This window comes from Acinetobacter lwoffii (genome assembly GCF_024129855.1).
GTDB lineage: Bacteria > Pseudomonadota > Gammaproteobacteria > Pseudomonadales > Moraxellaceae > Acinetobacter > Acinetobacter lwoffii_L.
The window spans coordinates 92,248-111,379 of record NZ_JAMXXC010000007.1 but is presented as its reverse complement, the minus strand read 5'-3'; the positions used below and the strand labels follow the sequence as shown (position 1 = coordinate 111,379).

Genomic DNA, 19,132 nt, shown 5'->3' with positions numbered 1-19,132 from the left:
GGGGAGTGGCAAAGGGTTAATGTACGGATACTTTTTTGAAAAAAATAAAACAGGCTTAAAGGATACGCGGCATTTAGAAGCTTACTGCGATTTTAGCTGTACTGGCCGATACAGGCTGATCTGAAAATCAGGAATAAATCAGATGTATGGCATGCTGTTAAGCGGAGAATCATAAAGTTCAACGGATCTCATACGATTGCGACTCTAAAATTAGTTTAATATTCACGCAATATAATAATGCTTAAAAATAAGGAACTTCATGACCACTTACCAAATTCAATGCCATTTAAAATACAAGGTCGTGCAACCGACAGAATTTATTTTTATGCTTCAGGCGGCACATCATTCCGATCAGAAGATTCTCGGAGAACAACTCAGCTTTAACCTGCCTGTGACATGGCATGAATTTCAGGATGCGCAGCATCAAAATCGTCATGTTCGGCTACAGGTCGAACCCTGTGAGGTTTTTGAGCTGAATTATACGGCGACAGTGGTTCGTCAACCGAGCCTCTGTTTGGAACTTCAGCAAGGTATGAAAGAAGTAACCATTCCTGAGCTGCCCGATGAAGTATTGCCTTATTTGTTGGCCAGCCGTTATTGCAATTCGGATTTATTACTGGAAATGGCAAAACGCTCATTTGGCTGGATGATACCGGGCTATACTCGGGTCAAAGCGATCGAACAGTGGATTTATAATAATATTTTTTATGTGTCGGGGAGTTCTGACCAGTTCACCACTGCCACAGATGTGCTGGTGCATCGCGCAGGCGTATGCCGTGATTTTGCCCATTTAGGCATTGCGCTGTGCCGTGCCTTGGGAATTCCGGCACGCATGGTGGTCGGTTATGTAGAAATTGAAAAGTTTTTACCTGACTTTCATGCCATTTTTGAAGCCTATTTAGATGGTGGATGGGTACAGTTTGATCCGACCCGTTTGGCTCCGGTCGAAAATCTTATTCGGATCGGCACTGGAGTCGATGCCGGAGATGTGGCATTTTCAACTTATTATGGTCAGGTTGAGCTGTTAAAAATCCAGCCCCTGATCAAACCTGAATGAATAGGCAGGCCACAATAAAAATGTTCTGGAAATATACTAAGCAAAATGGTTACAAAGGATTTTTCCATTTCAATAGCGATTGATAGGGGAGCGGTTGTTCTGCAAAAAAAACAGGATCAGTATTTTCAAGCTGAGCGAGATTATTATGGTTTTAAAAAGCTTCGATCGATTCATGATGAAAAGATGTAAAACACAGATGCCTTTCATCTGGCTTGGCTCTATAATGCCCAAAATCTATGAACAATAAGATCAGGCGCACTGTGTTTCACTCCCATCTCGACTGGCTCAATACCTTAAAACCGAATTTCAAAATCCTTCCACTCAAAGACCGTTTGCTCTGCGGAGCTGGGGCACTATTGGGGTTGGTAGTCTCGTCTTTATTGAGTTTATGGATTCTGGGGGATTTTGAAGCCTGGTATATTGCTCCGATGGGCGCATCCTCGGTATTACTTTTTGCAGTGCCGGCCAGCCCTCTGGCGCAGCCCTGGAATATTCTGGTCGGCAACACCATTGCTGCCGTGATTGGCGTGAGCTGTGCCTTGTTAATTGCCAGTCCAACTGAGGCTTTTAGTGTAGCCGTGGCTTTGGCAATTGTCCTGATGATGACCACAGATTCCCTGCATCCACCGAGTGGCGCCGTGGCCATTACCGCAGTGCTGGGCGGCCAGCCGGTGCATGAACTCGGTTATGCCTTTGTATTTTATCCGGTACTACTCAATTCAATTTTACTGATGGTAATTGCCATTGTCTTTAACCGGATGATTGGCAAGGATTATCCGCAGCAAGCTCAACTAAATACTCGTTCCAAGGATCCGACGCCGACCCAGAAAGTCACGATTCAACCGCAGGATATTCAGGAAGTGCTGGATCAGCGCACCGAGCTGCTGGATATCAGCGAATATGACCTGCAAAAAATCATTCTGGAGGCACAAAACCGCGCCAATGCGCGTGCGGTACATGAATTTAGCTGCCAGGATATTATGACGAAGGATGTGGCAACGCTGCATGAAAATGATGATATCCAGCATGCCCTGAACAAGTTCAAGCAGATGAACCTGATGAGCCTGCCCGTCGTCAATGCCGATGAACAACTGATTGGCACGCTGGCGATGTATCAGGTGGTGGAATGGTTCAAGCGCGCTGCCGATGTCCGTAGCAGCTGGGAGCATCAGGTCAAACATATCATGACCCGTAAGGTAATTACGGTGCAGCCTTTACAACCCATTCAGGATCTGGTGCCGTATTTTGTCGAGCGTTCGTTCAACTATATTCCGGTGGTGAGCGAGCAGCAATTGGTGGGAATTATCAGTCGGGCAGATATGATTGCTGCACTCAATCAGGAGCTGAATCATTTTAAAATGAAAGTTTAAAACCGAATTAAAACGGAATTTAACAGAGCATGTGTGATCAACTCTGGTCAGCTTGCCGGCTGAGAAAACTGTAAAATAGTGCCATCGGCAGGGAAAAACACAGCAGAAACAAAAAATGGGAACTAAAATTTTCACTTGAAGGATGCGAGATATAGGCCAGAATCAGGGTTCCCAGTACGCAGCTCATTAAAATCGTGAGGATATTAAACAGCTGATAATGGCGTAGCAGCAGGTGAGTCACTCATAGAAAAGGAAAGACCATCACCCAGTAAGTCAGGCAGATAAAAAAGCTAATCAAAAGCGCTGAAAACAGTCTCATGAAAATGGAGAAAATCCCAGAGCTGGCTTCATGAAATAGCGCATAAGGGAATAAAATTACAGCAATGATCAAAGGTGAAAGTGCGAGGTTAAGCGTCATTTTCCAGGGAGAATTCTGGATCGGTTGAGAGATTAAGTGAAATATCCTGTCCAATATCTATTTGCCACTTTTTGATGTTTTTAATATAGGGACTTTATCATTGTTAAATGCATATCATTTTTCGATGAGAGAAAGATTCAACATATAGGCGATTAATACGACAAAGCACACCGGAGTGTGCTTTGTGGATGGTGTGATGCTTAAAACTTTAATGATTAAATAAAGAACCAGTAAATAAACAGGGAAATAATAAAGATACACATAATATTCAGTACAAAACCGACTTTCATCATTTCGCTTTGCTGGATATGACCGGTTCCAAAAACAATCGCATTGGGTGGGGTAGCTACCGGCAGCATAAAGGCACATGAGGCACCAATACCAATGACAATCACCAGAATTTCTTTGGGCATGCCCATCTGATCCGCAATTGCGGCAAATACTGGTACCAGCAGGGCAGCCGAAGCGGTATTACTGGTAAATTCAGTCAGGAAGATAATAAAAGTGGCGACTACAAAAATAATCATCAGCGGGGAGGCATCACCAAAGGCATTGGCCAGAGTTTGCCCCAGTACCAGCGAACTGCCTGAATCCTTCAGAATGGCACTCAAGGTCAGACCACCACCAAATAGGTACAAGACCCCCCAGTCGGTATTTTCTGCAATCTGTTTCCAGCTTGCGGTACCCAGAATCACCACCATACAGGCAGCCAAAATTGCAATCCAGGTATCTGGCTGGGAAATACCAAAAATTTCGGTGAATTTTTTACTGAAAATCCAGGCAATTGCAGTACAGAGAAAGAGGATCATGGTGGCTATACGGGTGCCGGTCCAGGGAATGTCTTCGGTCACAAATTGTACTTTATGATTTAGTTTTGGACGTAGTACTAGATATAAACTGACCAGCATGGCGGGAAGAATAATGAACATCATCGGCAAGCCGATTTTCATCCAGTCGGCAAAATCATAGCCAAGTGCCTTGGCGGCAATGGCATTCGGAGGTGAACCGACCATGGTGCCCAGTCCGCCAATACTGGCTGAATAGGCAATGCCGAGCAGGATAAAGACAAAAGTTTTACGATCCTTGCTGACATCCAGATGTGAAAGCAAGCCTAAGGCCAAAGGCAGCATCATGGCAGCAGTCGCCGTATTGGAAATCCACATGGACAGCAGCGCCGTCACCACAAAAATCGCCAGTACAGAAATGCCCAGATGCCCTCTGGACATGGAGATGATCCACATGGCAATTTTCCGGTCCAGTTTCTGGATATGCAACGCCGTTGCCAGCGCAAAACCACCAAAAAACAGGAAAATGACAGGATCGGCAAAAGTGGCCAAAGCGGCTTGCGTGGTAATCGGAACCAGTTCTTCACCAGAGGCCATTGGCATAGCCAGCAATACCGCCATTACGGGGACGAGTAACGCTGTAATCGTGATATGAATGGCTTCCGTCAGCCATAAAATACCGATAAAGGCTAAAAGTGCCAGTCCTTTATTGGCATTCTGGTCATAGGGCAGGTAAAGATATAAGCCATAAGCTACAATGGCTGCGACAAAAATAAGGATCCAGCCTTTCAGCAGTCCTTTGGGCATAGCATTGGTCGGGGTAGCTAGGTTGGTCTGAGTCATATGCTCTCCTTGCAAGGTGTTTATTTACGTCATTTTTATATTAGCTTTGAATTTTTAATTTTGTTTTGTTTAAAAAATACCCTATTTAAAGATACTATAACCAGATTGTTGCAATAATCCAGCACTTTGCCAGAGGGCATACAGGCCCAAGCCAAGAAGTAAAGCCAGGACAATCCATTTGAAGTGCTGCTGAGACAAACGATGGCGTATTTTGCCTCCGATCCAGACACCAGCAAGGGCGAATAAGCTGATCCCGATCAGAATATGCTGTTGATGGGTTTCCAGTGTGATCAGAATTGGAAACAGTAAAACTAGCTGGATCAGTTTACCGGCAATGAAATTGAGATTGCTGATAATGACAATATCTGTTTTAGAGAGCTGGCAACTCATTAAATACATCATTAGAAAAGGCGCCATGGCATTGGTCGCACCTCCAATAATGCCGGCCAGTAAACCAAAACAGAGCATGCTGGAAATATGTGGGCTGACTTGCAATGGCCGTGCCCGTAACTGGTCCAAGACATAAAATACAATCACCAGACCCAGTAACAGTTTTAAATAAGCTTCATTTAGCCAAAGTAACAGTTTGACCCCGAGTACACTGCCGATCAGGCTACTAAGTATTAGTGGCCAATAGCGTTTTATATAATAGCCAATACTATTCAACAGGCTATGCGCAGGGTCGGCATTCAGCATGATCAGATTCAGCAGCAGACAGGGCAGAATGACAAGGGTAACCGCGATACTAAGCGGATATGCGCTGGACAGAACAGCCGTACTCATCATGGGAAAGCCAAAGCCGCTTAAACCATGCAGCAGGGCTGCTACGGTACAGAGCCACAGCATCATCCATTCTGCCTGAGTCATGTGAAATCCATTTTAAAAAATTGGAATCTTGAACTTATCGTGAATTCAACTGAGAAAGAAAGTGAAAAGCAGTAATAGAGCAAAGAAATAACAAAAAAATATAGGCAAAAAAAGCCACGATAACTTGGGGAAATTACCGTGGCATCAAAATTTCATCCCATTTAACCGGGGTGAAAGAGGAAGCTCTGCGATGAAACTGGTTAAGAACGCTTGTTAAAAATGACTGTACAGCTTAATAGCGTTTATCTTAATAGCGTTTATCCTGATTCACTGTACGCACAGGATTTTGATAGCCCTGAGGTTGATGAACGCTGTCATGATCAATTCTGTACTGTTTTTTCGGCATGATTAACCACAGCACCAGATAAACCAAAATACCCGGGAATGCGGCACTCATGATTGAAATCACCACAAAAATCAGACGTAATAAATTCGCGTTCCAACCAAAACGTTCAGCAATACCACCCATCACACCTGCAATCATGTTTGAGCGGTTAGAGCGATATAAACCAACATTGGCCATTAAAATCTCCTGATTAAAAATAGGTTTGAATCCTAAAACGGATCCATACTTAAAGAAATGGAGTTTGCTTAAGCTTTTTAAAGTGCTGATTAAAAATAAAATCGTTAAGTAATGTTAATAAAGATTAAAACCAGATCTAAGAGCTACTAACATAGTGAAAATTCTATTGAACTCTTGTGTAAAGTTCAGCAGCTTTGCTGTGTGCTTTTTGCTCGCCATGTTTCCTATTTAGGTTTATTAAAAATGAAATTGGATGTATCACGTTGTACATTAAGCAGTTTTTTTAAATGTAGCCTGGTGTTGGGGAGTATAGTGATTTTGCAGGCTTGTGATCAGCAACAAGTCAAACCTGAACAGGAAAGTCAGGCGGCCTCAGAAGAGGGTGTTAAAATTTCCGCTGCCAATACGAAGGCCGATGTAGTGACCGTCAGTGCCAAATCCTTAACTCAGGTCGCAGGGCAGGCGACTCTTCCGGCAGAAGCTGATTTAAACCCTGCAACTGTACCAGAGGATGCCAAGGCGTTTATAGGCCGTTATCATACTGAAATCGATTGTGATGGCCGCTTTGCCCCTTGCACTGAAGGCAAGGCAGAATTTATTTTGACTCTGATGCCGGACGGTACCGTGCATCGCAGCATTTTACAGTATGGCAAAGTATTTATTGATAATACCAAAAACAGCACGGCTCACAATATCACCTACCGTAAAGACCGCTGGTTTATCAATCCTGAGCGTACCGATATAGTAGTGAATCGCAAAGAAGGGGCGAGCTTTTACTATAAGATTAAAGATTCAAATCACTTAGTCATGAATCTGGAAAAAATCTATAGTGAAAAGGAAAGAACCAACCGGGAATTATTTGATCGCGGTTATCCGGCACCTTCAAAAGCCTATGAACTGGTCAAAGACACATCCTTTCATATTCAAAAATAATGCCCGATAAAAATCGGCTGATCTGGTCGAAAGCTTAATTCAAATACGATTTAGATTAGACAATAAAGGCAAGTTGTGGGAACGTGTGAGCCTAAAATCTGGGCGCAGAAATACACGACCAAAACATCGCAATTTAATTAAAATATAATAAGGGAAATCAGGGAGACATTCTAAGGAAAGAATGGTGGGTCGTCCGCGATTCGAACGCGGGACCAACGGATTAAAAGTCCGCTGCTCTACCAGCTGAGCTAACGACCCTGAGGAATAAAAATGATGATGACCATTTTTATGACGCAAGAGTGTGGTGTACTTTTACGTGATCCTTTCGGAAGATGGTGGGTCGTCCGCGATTCGAACGCGGGACCAACGGATTAAAAGTCCGCTGCTCTACCAGCTGAGCTAACGACCCATCAAGGGATATCAAATAAGTGGTGGGTCGTCCGCGATTCGAACGCGGGACCAACGGATTAAAAGTCCGCTGCTCTACCAGCTGAGCTAACGACCCTGAACCATCATTCAAACCAGGTTTGAATGTGCAGTGCAAGTCAAGCTAAATAGCTTAAAGCACCACTTTGTTTGATGGAGCGTATTGTAGCAAGATCTCATTTCAGCGCAAGCAAAAAATAACAAAGTTGCCCATGTTTGATTATAAATACAACAATTATGCTTTATCTAAACAAAAAATAGGCAACTTCAGTACTTAGAAGCGATATTGATAGGCCTGGATATTGGCAAAAATCTCTGCGGTGAGCTCCGAATATGCCGTTGCACCTGGCAATAACACCAGCAGGCGTTCATCGGTTTTACTCGGATCAAATGCTTGCTCTTTTAATTTATTTTTCTGGTATTTAAAGGTACCTGTAGTTTCAATCTGCTGTTGTATACGTAAAAATACCGGTACCGCATAAGCCGGCAAGCATTTTTTAAAGCAAGCGGCCATGGCTGCTAAATCTGCATCATCCAATTTTACATCGGGTTGCAGGGTAATCGCGGCCATACCGGCACGACCATTGGTATTGGGAATTTCTACGCCATACACCACCGCTTCAACGATTTTGTCATACTCGGTCAGCATGTTTTCCACTTCAGTTGTAGAAACATTTTCCCCTTTCCAGCGGAAAGTCTCGCCTAAACGATCAACAAACTGCGCATGACGGAAGCCGATATTGCGCACCAGATCTCCGGTATTGAAGTAAGCATCACCTTTGGTAAATACATCCTGCATGATGACTGACTTGTTTTTTTCCGGATCGGTATAGCCATCAAAGGGTGAACGGCGGGTAATTTTACCAATTAATAAACCAGTTTCGCCTTTTTTCACCCGTTTGCAATGGCCTTTAGCGTCCCGTACCGGCTCATTTTTATCTTTATCAAAGGCAATAATCGCATACGGTGTGGGTGAGAAACCGACGGTATTGTCAAAATTGAAAATATTGCTAAAACCGACATTGCCTTCACTAGAGGCATACAGTTCCAGCACTTCCTGAATGCCAAAACGGGATTTAAATTTATCCCAGATATTTGGGCGCATGCCATTCCCAATCATCTTAGTCACGCGGTGACCTTTTTCCAGTTCAGATGGGGGAGCATCCATCAGATAGCGGCACAACTCACCGACATAACCAATCGCAGAGGCATCAAATTTTTGCACATCCTTCCAGAAAGAAGAGGTCGAAAATTTACGGCGAATAGCCAGGGTGCTGCTCCCTGCAATGACACCGCACCAGCACACCACCATGCCTGTGGCATGATAAAGCGGCAGGGTACAGTACATCACATCATCTTTATTGAGATTCAGCACATGCCCATAGGTGCCATAAGCCAGCGTCCAGCGGCCATTGGTAAAGATCACCGCTTTAGGTAGGCCCGTGGTACCCGAGGTGTAAATATAGAACAGCCCGTCTTTGCCCTGCACTGAATGGGTGGTCGATGGATTGAACTTAGGGGAGAGATCGGTTTTTTCAGCCAGGTTGATAAAGCCTTCAGGTGCCTGACCCGGATCGGCTTGAGTATTTTGATCTGCAAACCAGTGCAAGCGGTCACTGCTAATATTCAGGTCATTACGAATTTCGTTGACTGCATGACGACATTCTTCACCGACAATCAGGGCAATCGGTTTGACCAGATTGATACTGTGCGTCAGCACTTTGCCGACTTGAGAGGTATTGACCAGAGCGGTGGTCACACCCAGTTTAGCCAGACCAATCACGCTGGCAATCAGCTCAGGGCGGTTCTCGACCATGACAGCAACAACATCACCTTTCTTGGCGCCCAAGGATAGATAGAAATGGGCAATCTGGTTGGCCCAGGCATTGAGAGCAGCATAGCTATAGCTTTGCTCTTCAAAACGCAAGGCAATGCCTTCCGGGTTACGCTTGGTGGCTTTTTCAAAAGCCAGACCCAGGCCGGCCGGTGTGTTCGGAGTACGTAAATATGCCTGTCTTAGACCAGTGAGCAAATTGGGCACTTTGGTCAAGAAAGCCGGGATTTTGGCAGCGACATCTGCAATCCCAATCAGATCGTGTGGTTTCATTTGGGTCATGAGAATCCTATTTATTTTTCGTATCCGATGCGTTCAATTTATATACAGTAGACGAGCTATCCATCTTTTAGCGTTAAAACACTAGTGCAATCAACCTATTCTGACTAAATCTAGCAAAAAAAACCTAGTCACCGAAATGACTAGGTTTTTTTAGATGACTGCAATTGAGCAAATTATGATTCAGTTGCAGTATTGGCTTTTTTCGGTGGACGACCACGTGGACGACGTGGACGAGCAGCCTGTTTCTCCGCTTTTTCAGCTTCGCTGGCTTCAGTGTCTTCTGTTGTTACTTCGGCCTGATCCTGGGCTTCTGTAACAGGAGCTTCTGATTCAGCATTTGCTTCAACTGGTGCAGCATCTCTAGGTTGAGCTTCAGTCACTGGAGCCGCTTCTGTAGGAGCTGTATCTACTGGTGCCGTAGTTTCAGTTGCTTGTTCAGCTGGCTGAGCATTTACGGTTTCTTCAATAGCGATTTCAGTGGTTACTGGAGTTTCAGTTGCCGCTGCTTCAGCAGACTCTGCTTGCGCTTCTGCTACAGGTGCTTCTGGCGCAGTTTCAACTGCCGGAGCTGTTTCTACTTTGGCCTGTTGCTTGGCTTGTTGCAGGGCCTGTTCTGCAGCCTGTTTAGCCAGACGGCGACGCTCACGTGGATCGTTTGCGACACGTTTGTCCGACACCGGTTTTGGTGGAGTCAGGTCCAGAACTGGAGCCGGCTCTGCTTCAACCTTGGCTACGGTCACTTGAACATCACGGGTGACCGGTTTTTTCTCTGTGGCAGGCGTTGCTGCAGCCACCAGACTCGCGTTGTACTCTTTTGTGAACTTCTCTAGAGCACGGTTGAAGGTTGGCAATAAACCAAACTGTTCAATCAGTACGGAGCAGTCTTCACCATAAACATGGCGAATCAGGCTACCAATGGTGAACTGACCCAACGTTGGTACTTGTGAAGGAGTCAACTTCTGAACTGTAGCCTGTTGAGGCTGTCCTTCACGCTGCTGACGACGACGCTGACGCGGATCGTTGCTGGCACGTGGTTTTTCAGCGCTTGATTCTTCCGCTGTCACAACTTCTTCAGCAGGGGCTGTCAGTGCAGCTTCCACTACATTTTCAGCAGCGGCTTCTTCAACTGGCGCATCTGCCGGTGCAGTAACTTCAACCGCTGGCGTTACAACTGCAGCATTGTCATTCAATGCCACGATTTCGCTTTTCGCCTGGTCAATATTCACGACCATGGCTGTTGGCATCACGTCTTGACGTGGCGCATCGACCAATTCAACACGAAGCTGCTTGTCATTGACTGCTGGAACTTCAACGACTGCAGGTGCTGCTTGTTGGGCCTGCTCATTCAGCACGCTTGGATCGCGGTGGCGATTTGGACGTTCCTGACGTGGCTGGTTGCGGCGGTCACGACGTGGCATTGCCTGTTGTGGCTGTTGTTCATTGTTTTGAACATCATTTTGCTGAGATGGCTCATTGTGATGCTGACGGCGAGAATTACGCTTGTTTTCACGTGCTTCATGACGTTGCTCTTGACGAGATACCTGAACCACTTCTTCATGCACCTGATGTTGCTGAGGAGCGGAAGCTTCAGACTGAACCTGCTCACGCGGTTCTTTGTGCTTCGGATTGCGTGGTTTTTTATTGTTATGACGCGGCGCTCTTTCATCACGCTCTGCCGGTTTTTCAGCATCACGTTCCTGTTTTTGCGCTACAGTCGATGGTGCAAGGTAGGCATTGCTGCTTGCCGGAGCAGCAGGTTGAGACACTTGCTGTGGCGCAGGTTGTGCTACTGGTGCAGACAATTGACCGAACTGACCACGGCTCACCGCACCGCCATTGATCATTTGTTCAATTGCTGCAGCTGCATTGTTGGCAGTACGCGATTGATCAACAGTCGCAGCCTGTTTTTGAACAAACAGGTTTTCTAACCATGCGCATGGGCTAGATGCAGGAGCAGCAACTTGTGCTTGGGCTGGAGCTTGTTGCGCAACAGGTACTTGCTGTGCATTTTGGTTTTGCTGGTTACGGCGTTTATTGTTTCTGCCGTTGTTTTGCTGTTGAGCAGGCGCTGGTGCAGCAGCATGCGTATGTTGTTCTTCTTCTAAATGCCATTCAGATGACTCATAGCCCAACTCTTTTTCACTTGAACGAGTTGCTTCAGTACGTTCATAGCTGGTTGGTGCAAAGCCTTCGGCATTATAAGTGATTTCATAATGCGGTGTTTCCAGATGCGGATGCGGCAGCACAGTGACACGTACATTTGAAGTCTGTTCTAAATAGACCAAGGTGTGACGTTTTTCATTCAATAAGAAGGCAGCAATTTCGACTGGAACTTCGACTTGAACTTCACCATGACGTTCACGTAGCGCGATCTCTTCCACTTTACGCATAATCGAAAGCGATAAAGAGCGAAGATCACGGACCATGCCGGTACCATGACAGCGAGGGCAAACGTAGCCAGTCGCTTCTTCAAGAGAAGGACGTAGACGTTGACGGCTCATTTCCATCAAACCAAAACGTGACAATTGACCGAACTGAATACGGGCACGGTCACTTTGCGTTGCTTCACGTAGCTTCGCTTCCACCATACGCTGGTTGCGGTCTTTGGTCATGTCGATGAAGTCGATCACCACCAGGCCACCGATATCGCGTAAACGTAATTGACGCGCGATTTCTTCTGCCGCTTCAATGTTGGTGTTTAACGCGGTGTCTTCAACGTCGCTACCGCGAGTCGATTTTGCTGAGTTAATGTCAATTGACACTAAAGCTTCAGTTTGGTCGATCACGATCGAACCGCCCGAAGGAAGTTTTACTTCACGTTCATAAGCGGTTTGAATTTGGCTTTCAATCGCGAAATGCGCGAATAAAGGTTCATTTAAGGTATAGGTTTTCAGCTTTTCTAACTGACGTGGCATTACCGCTTTTACGAAGTTGTAGGCTTCGTTATAGGCTTGTTCTGAGTCAATCAGGATTTCAGCAACATCATCACGCAGGTAGTCACGAATGGCACGTGTCACTACGCCCGCTTCCTGATGTACCAACATTGGCGATGGACCTGAACTTGCCGTGCTCTGGATTTGTGCCCAAAGGTCTAACAAGTGCTGTAAGTCGAGTTGCAATTCTTCTTGTGAACGACCGATCCCGGCAGTACGCACAATCACACTCATACCACGTGGCACGTTCAGTGTTGCCAGCATTTCTTTCAGTTCTTCACGCACTGAACCAGAAATCTGACGGCTGATACCACCACCTTTCGGGTTGTTTGGCATCAAGACCAGGTAACGGCCAGCAAGTGAGATAAAAGTAGACAAGGCAGCGCCTTTATTGCCACGCTCTTCTTTTTCCACCTGAACCAGAAGTTCGGTGCCTTCAGTGATCAGTTCACGGATATTTGAAGTTTGGCGAGGGTCGGCTTTGTAATATGAATTTGCGATTTCACGCATGGACAGGAAGCCTTGGCGACCTGCACCGTATTCAACGAATACAGCTTCTAAAGAAGGTTCAACGCGAGTCACGTGACCTTTGTAGATATTGGATTTTTTTTGTTCACGGGTACGATTTTCTAAATCAAAATCGTAAAGACGCTGACCAGTGACAAGTGCAACGCGAATTTCTTCGGCATGTGTTGCATTAATCAACATACGTTTCATGGGTGTAACACCTTATAGTGATACACAGCAAAAAATCGCTATACACGTAGCGAACATCACACATCACGGATCAATGGCTCAAATCTGCAATGAATTTCATTGTGGTTTGAGTCTTTTATGACCGAGCTCTATTTAATATAGATGGGCTTCGGTTTTTGATTCACGTATTGATGATGGCAATACGGCTTCAATCTTTAAACGGATTAAAGTCACCTGAACGCTTCACTGGCGGACGAGCGGTACATTGGATGTGTGTAACTTTCACTGTCACATTGCTCGAAGATCATCCCTTCTTTATAGAAAGTGTCTTGATACGGAATTGTCGTCGTATCTTTACAAACTGTGCAGATCCAATGCATCAACGCTGTAGCCTGAAGTCGTCTTCAGGTTGCGACTAATCTGATGTGTATCAGTTTACGTTTAAAAACCAACAAAGTTGGCGACATATTTTTTAAGACAAACTGATTTATGTACCTGAGGTACAATTAAACGCAACAGTTTGCTTTGTTTGCCGATATAATAAGCCTTCGGCGTGGCATAATTCTTTGGGGACCTTCCCGTATCATGTGAGTCTTTAATTGAACAATCAAGTTCAGAAAAATCTGAAATGATTCAACTTTTACTCACAAACGATGGTTTCCGTGCGCTGACTATATCAAACCTTGCATCATCTGCCTATGGGCTAAGCTTATGTTTCTTGTGTAAAGCATAACCTAAGTGATCAGTTTTTAATCAATTTTAGTATTTTTTGGGTCATAGTAACTGTATGAATTCTACGCAACAATGGCAAAACGTCACTTGGTTTGAAGTGGATGAACATCAAGATGGACAACGCATCGATAATTTCCTGTTTAGTCGTCTGAAAGGTGTGCCAAAAAGCCGTATCTATCGTCTGATTCGTGAAGGCCAGGTTCGCGTCAATAAAAAACGCATTAAAGCAGAAACCAAACTCGCAATCGGTGACCAGATTCGCGTTGCGCCGATTCGCTATGAACAAAAAGATGAATCTGCAGCACCGGTTTCCGACAAAGTGGCACAAGGCTTATTGGCCCGGGTGATTTATGAAGATGAAGGTCTGATGGTCGTGAATAAGCCATCCGGGATTGCCGTGCATGGCGGTAGCGGTGTGGCCTATGGTCTGATTGAAGGCTTACGTGCAGCAACCGGTAAAAAGTATCTGGAATTGATTCACCGGATTGACCGTGATACTTCCGGTCTGGTGATGATTTCCAAAAAGCGTAGCGTGTTGAAAACATTACAAGATATGTTGCGTGAACATAAAATCAAAAAAACCTATGCCGCTGTGGTAAAAGGGCAGGTCAGTCTGGATAAACAGCTGATTGATGCACCTTTACATCGTTATGAGCTGGCCAATGGTGAGCGTCGCGTCTGCGTGTCACCGAAAGAAGGCAAAGAGTCTAAAACCCAGTGGAACGTGCAAGAGCGTTTTATGCATGCCACATTGGTGTATGCATCTCCGCTTTCGGGTCGTACCCACCAGATTCGTGTTCATGGTTTGAGCATTGGTCATCCACTCGTAGGCGATGAAAAGTATGGTCATGAAACAGAATATCGTGGGCCAAAACCACGCCGTTTGTGTCTGCATGCCATGCGTCTGGACATTCCGGGCTATCCAGCGATTGAAGCACCATTGCCGGAAGATATGCAGAGTCTGGTGGCGCAGTTAAGAGCGCAGAAAGCGGATAAACCGGCTGCTCAGTAAGGACTTATTTTTTTCTTTTAATAAATTCAATCCACCCTCATCCTCCTTTGAAAAAGGAGGGAATTCCCCTCTTTTTTAAAGAGGGGCCAGGGAGATTAAATTTCGAAAGAATCCTCTCCCTGAGCAGCACTGCTGAGCAAGTCTCCTTTCTTGCACGTCGTTTAAAGCAGTGTTTTAAACTCGTTCAGGAGAGGGAACATTACTTATTAAAGAGCAATGTTGAATTAAAACTAAACTGATAATTCGACTTTATTGGTTCTTTTAGTAAAGTCATTTGCTTAAGAATGAAAAAAGCTCTCTCCTAAAAGGAGAGGGTTTCAAGACTGAATCAAATCCAGGAAACCTTATATGAACTCAGCTGTAAAATTGGTCATTTTCGATTGGGATGGCACTTTATTTGATTCAGTCGGTCAAATCGTAGCGAGTTTGCAGTTTGCCGCACAGCAATTTCAGCAGCCTTTAACGGATGCAGATGCCAAAAGTATTATTGGCCTGGGTTTGCCAGAAGTCGCACAGCGACTTTTCCCAACCGTGCCAGATTTACATGCAGATATTTTGCAGGCTTATTCAGATCATTATGTTGCCAACTCATCAGGAGATTCCTGGTTTGAAGGCGTAGCGCACATGCTCGCAGATTTACAGCAGCAAGGCGTGAAGCTGGCTGTTGCTACAGGGAAAAGCCGTAAAGGTCTGGATCGTGTATTGAAACAGACGAATAGTGAAAAGCTGTTTGTGACCACGCGTGCTGCCAGCGAAACCCGTTCTAAACCTCATCCATTAATGTTAGAAGAAATTCTGGCGGAAACCGGTGTGCAGGCTGAACATGCCATCATGGTCGGTGATACGTCTTATGATCTGGAAATGGCGCAAAATATTGCCATGCCAAGTGTTGGTGTAGGTTATGGTGTGCATGAGCCTGAACTTTTAGCTCAATTTAATCCCGTCTGTATCGTGGATGATGTGGCTGCTTTGCATAGCGCATTGTTGGCTAAAGTCCAATGGAAACAAGCAGTTTAATCCAGTATCTTGGTTGTAATGAAAAACAAGTATTTCCCCGGTTTAAATTGGCTGGGGAATGCTGCAGATTTAAGCACTGGTTCTTATCTTTTAGTCTAAAGTCGTAATTGTACTGATTTTATTCGGTCATATTATGGCAGTTATTTTGCTAAATAACGATGTGTTTTGAATAATAAGATTTTGTTTTATTTGATTTTTTATAAATTATTCTTATAGATAATAGCTATAGCAAAAAATAAAATAACTATTGGCACAAACGCCGGATTTTTCCCATCCTAAAACTGTTTATTCCTATGCTCGCTCTGAGAAAGGCAGTCCATGCAGATGATCAGCCTGATCATGTCCATATTTTCTGTCCTTCTTAGATCCCAGCATAAGCCTAATTTTTGCAGTTTAAGGAAACATTGATGTCGAATTCTGCTGTTGTTGAATCAGTTGCACAAGCACTTCGTAGCGCTGAATTATCACAAACTGCGATTGCACCGATTCGCCCGGAACTTGGCGGTGAAAGTGCTGACGTAGATATCGCCTATGCCGTTCAGGAAGTGAATACCGAGCGTGCTTTGTCTGAAGGTCGCCGTCTGGTGGGTCGTAAAATCGGTTTGACGTCTAAAGTCGTTCAAGCGCAACTGGGGGTAGATCAGCCGGATTTCGGTATGTTATTTGCCGACATGGCTTATGGCGATGGTGAAGCAATTCCAGCCGGTTTCCTGATTCAGCCAAAAGTTGAAGCGGAAATCGCATTGGTGATTAACCAGGATTTAACCAAAAAAAAACACACGTATGCAGACATTATCAGCGCGACTGAGTATGCCCTTCCTGCAGTTGAAGTGGTCGATAGCCGGATCGAAAACTGGAAAATCAGTTTAATTGATACAGTTGCAGATAACGCATCTTCCGCAGCATTCGTTTTAGGTTCTCAACCTGTAAAACTTGAAAACCTTGATCTGGTGAACTGCAAAATGGTCATGACGCGTGGTGACGAAGTTGTGTCTCAAGGTGTGGGTAAGGCATGTCTTGCAAACCCACTCAATGCTGCAGTTTGGCTGGCAGATGAAATGGTACGCCGTGGTCGTCCATTACTTGCAGGCGACATTATCTTAACAGGTGCCTTAGGGCCTATGGTTGTGGCTCAACCAGGCGATGAATTCAAAGTTGAAATTGAAGGCTTCGGTTCAGTAACCGCTGCATTTGCTGCTGAATAATCGAGATTCCAAGAGAGTACATTCATGAAAAAGATTAAATGTGCAATGATCGGTCCAGGTAATATTGGTACGGATTTGCTTTATAAATTACAACGCAGCGAATGGTTAGAGCCAGTGTGGATGGTGGGGATTGACCCAACTTCTGAAGGTTTGGCTCGTGCTGCAAAAATGGGTTTAAAAACCACAGCTGAAGGTGTGGATGGTCTTCTGCCTCACGTGATTGTAGATGATATTAAAATTGCATTCGATGCAACCTCCGCTTATGTACATGCTGAAAACAGCCGCAAGCTCAATGAACTTGGCGTGCTCATGATTGACTTAACGCCTGCTGCGATTGGTCCATTTTGTGTACCACCAGTCAACCTTGAAGCATTGCTACAAGCGGGCGAAGTGCCTAACGTGAACATGGTGACTTGTGGTGGTCAGGCAACGATTCCGATGGTGGCTGCAGTTTCTCGCGTTCAACCAGCTGAATATGGTGAGATCATTGCAACTGTATCGACTAAGTCAGTTGGTCCTGGTACGCGTAAAAACATCGACGAATTCACACGTACCACTGCGGGTGCAATCGAGAAAGTGGGTGGCGCGAAACAAGGTAAAGCGATCATTATCATTAATCCGGCTGAGCCACCTTTAATGATGCGTGACACAGTACATTGCTTGGTTGAAGGTGAGCCGGATCAAGCTGCGATTACTGAATCTGTACATGCCATGATCAAGGAAGTTCAAAAATATGTACCAGGTTACAAACTTGTAAATGGTCCAGTATTTGACGGCAACCGTGTTTCAATGTTCTTGGAAGTGGAAGGTTTGGGTGATTACTTGCCTAAATATGCCGGTAACCTGGACATTATGACTGCAGCTGCTGCACGTACTGCAGAAATGTTTGCAGAACGTCTCATTGCTAACCAAGCAGCGCAAGCTGAAGCAGAAGCTTAAGGAGCAGACCATGTCAAAAATTATTATTAATGATATGACGTTACGTGATGGTATGCACCCAATGCGCCATCAAACTACACCAGAGCAAATGGTTGCGATTGCCACTGCACTTGATGATGCCGGTGTACCTTTAATAGAAGTAACACATGGTGACGGCCTAGGCGGTAACTCTGTGAACTACGGTTTTGCAGCTGCAACAGACGAAGAATATTTAACCGCGGTGATTCCAAAGCTTAAACAAGCCAAAGTATCTGCACTTTTAATTCCGGGTATTGGTACGGTTGACCATTTAAAAATGGCACATGATCTAGGTGTAGCAACGATTCGTGTTGCAACACACTCTACAGAAGCTGACGTTTCTGAACAGCATATTACTGCTGCGCGCAAACTGGGTATGGACACTGTGGGCTTCTTGATGATGGCACACATGGCAGCTCCAGAAAAACTTCTTGAAGAAGCACAAAAAATGGTGTCATACGGTGCAAACTGTATCTATGTGACTGACTCTGCGGGTTATATGTTGCCGAATGACGTGACTGACCGCGTGGGTATTTTACGTGCCAACTTGGGTTCAGACATCGAAATTGGTTTCCACGGTCACCATAACTTGGGTATGGGCGTTGCCAACTCTGTTTCAGCGGTTCAAGCCGGTGCAGTACGTGTTGACTTGGCATCTGCAGGTTTGGGTGCTGGCGCAGGTAATACGCCACTTGAACTGTTTATCGCTGTGGCAAACCGTATGGGTATGGACACTGGCGTTGACTTGTTCAAAGTACAAGATGTTGCTGAAGATCTAGTGATTCCAATGATGCACAACCCAATTCGTGCAGACCGTGATGCGGCTACTTTAGGTTATGCGGGTGTTTACTCTTCATTCCTGTTGTTTGCTAAACGCGCTGAAGCGAAATATGGCGTATCTGCACGTGAAATCCTGATGGAACTTGGTCGCCGTGGTACGGTAGGTGGTCAGGAAGACATGATTGAAGACCTGGCATTAACCATGTCTAAAGCGCGCGAGTTACAAGCTTAATTTTTAATGCATTCGTATTAAAATAAGGCTAATAAAAAAGCATCCGATTTGGATGCTTTTTTATTATTAAGTAGATTTAATAATATATTAAAACTCTGATCTCAGATATTTTAGTTATAGTGCTATGTGAAGATTATTTCAGTTTAATTTTTTCCTTAAACATAAAAACGATAAATAAAAAATATTATCTTAAAGTTTTTAAAAAAATTGCGCTTATTAATAAAGGAAAC

Annotated in this window: 13 protein-coding genes and 3 tRNA genes; 8 read left to right on the top strand and 8 right to left on the bottom strand. The window is 44.8% G+C overall.

Annotated elements, in window-relative coordinates:
• Positions 1-259 precede the first annotated feature (259 nt).
• A complete protein-coding gene (locus NI465_RS07930; RefSeq protein ID WP_253144955.1) occupies positions 260-1,057 on the top strand; it encodes a transglutaminase-like domain-containing protein in 798 nt (265 codons plus the stop codon).
• 260 nt (positions 1,058-1,317) lie between these two features.
• The gene (locus tag NI465_RS07925; protein ID WP_180087210.1) at positions 1,318-2,427 is read left to right on the top strand and encodes an HPP family protein; all 1,110 of its coding nucleotides are present in this window, start codon (positions 1,318-1,320) and stop codon (positions 2,425-2,427) included.
• 633 nt (positions 2,428-3,060) lie between these two features.
• On the opposite strand, the gene NI465_RS07920 is transcribed toward NI465_RS07925, so the two are convergent.
• The 3 genes from NI465_RS07920 to NI465_RS07910 all read right to left on the bottom strand — a co-directional run bounded on the left by NI465_RS07920 (position 3,061) and on the right by NI465_RS07910 (position 5,863).
• Complete coding sequence (locus tag NI465_RS07920; protein ID WP_180087211.1) at positions 3,061-4,473, bottom strand: SLC13 family permease; 1,413 nt, start codon at positions 4,471-4,473, stop codon at positions 3,061-3,063.
• 81 nt (positions 4,474-4,554) lie between these two features.
• Positions 4,555-5,340 (bottom strand): sulfite exporter TauE/SafE family protein, encoded by a 786-nt coding sequence (locus NI465_RS07915; RefSeq protein ID WP_180087212.1) that lies wholly within the window; start codon positions 5,338-5,340, stop codon positions 4,555-4,557.
• Positions 5,341-5,587: 247 nt separating this feature from the next.
• Positions 5,588-5,863, bottom strand: a complete 276-nt coding sequence (locus tag NI465_RS07910; RefSeq protein ID WP_004278536.1) for a PspC domain-containing protein — start codon at positions 5,861-5,863, stop codon at positions 5,588-5,590.
• Between the two features lie 243 nt (positions 5,864-6,106).
• On the opposite strand from NI465_RS07910, the gene NI465_RS07905 reads away from it, so the two are divergent.
• Positions 6,107-6,796, top strand: a complete 690-nt coding sequence (locus tag NI465_RS07905) for a hypothetical protein (RefSeq protein WP_180087213.1) — start codon at positions 6,107-6,109, stop codon at positions 6,794-6,796.
• A 182-nt stretch (positions 6,797-6,978) separates the two neighbouring features.
• On the opposite strand, the gene NI465_RS07900 is transcribed toward NI465_RS07905, so the two are convergent.
• From NI465_RS07900 to NI465_RS07880, 5 genes are all read right to left on the bottom strand, one after another.
• A tRNA-Lys gene (locus NI465_RS07900) sits at positions 6,979-7,054 on the bottom strand.
• Between the two features lie 75 nt (positions 7,055-7,129).
• A tRNA-Lys gene (locus tag NI465_RS07895) sits at positions 7,130-7,205 on the bottom strand.
• A gap of 20 nt (positions 7,206-7,225) precedes the next feature.
• A tRNA-Lys gene (locus NI465_RS07890) sits at positions 7,226-7,301 on the bottom strand.
• 195 nt (positions 7,302-7,496) lie between these two features.
• Positions 7,497-9,338 carry a long-chain-acyl-CoA synthetase gene (locus tag NI465_RS07885; RefSeq protein ID WP_005261684.1) on the bottom strand — a complete coding sequence of 614 codons (1,842 nt, stop codon included), beginning with the start codon at positions 9,336-9,338 and terminating at the stop codon, positions 7,497-7,499.
• 173 nt (positions 9,339-9,511) lie between these two features.
• Positions 9,512-12,988 (bottom strand): Rne/Rng family ribonuclease, encoded by a 3,477-nt coding sequence (locus tag NI465_RS07880; protein ID WP_253144954.1) that lies wholly within the window; start codon positions 12,986-12,988, stop codon positions 9,512-9,514.
• Between the two features lie 766 nt (positions 12,989-13,754).
• Here NI465_RS07880 and NI465_RS07875 point away from each other — a divergent pair.
• The 5 genes from NI465_RS07875 (at position 13,755) to dmpG (ending at position 18,902) form a co-directional block, all read left to right on the top strand.
• Positions 13,755-14,711: an RluA family pseudouridine synthase gene (locus NI465_RS07875; protein WP_004278531.1), complete on the top strand. Its 957-nt coding sequence runs from the start codon at positions 13,755-13,757 to the stop codon at positions 14,709-14,711.
• A gap of 348 nt (positions 14,712-15,059) precedes the next feature.
• Positions 15,060-15,728, top strand: coding sequence for an HAD-IA family hydrolase (locus NI465_RS07870; protein WP_253144953.1), 669 nt, complete (start codon positions 15,060-15,062; stop codon positions 15,726-15,728).
• Between the two features lie 407 nt (positions 15,729-16,135).
• Positions 16,136-16,933, top strand: a complete 798-nt coding sequence (locus tag NI465_RS07865) for a 2-keto-4-pentenoate hydratase (protein ID WP_253144952.1) — start codon at positions 16,136-16,138, stop codon at positions 16,931-16,933.
• A gap of 24 nt (positions 16,934-16,957) precedes the next feature.
• Entirely contained in the window at positions 16,958-17,872 is a 915-nt protein-coding gene (locus NI465_RS07860) for an acetaldehyde dehydrogenase (acetylating) (protein ID WP_253144951.1), read from the top strand.
• 10 nt (positions 17,873-17,882) lie between these two features.
• A complete protein-coding gene (dmpG, locus tag NI465_RS07855; protein ID WP_005261701.1) occupies positions 17,883-18,902 on the top strand; it encodes a 4-hydroxy-2-oxovalerate aldolase in 1,020 nt (339 codons plus the stop codon).
• Positions 18,903-19,132 lie beyond the last annotated feature (230 nt).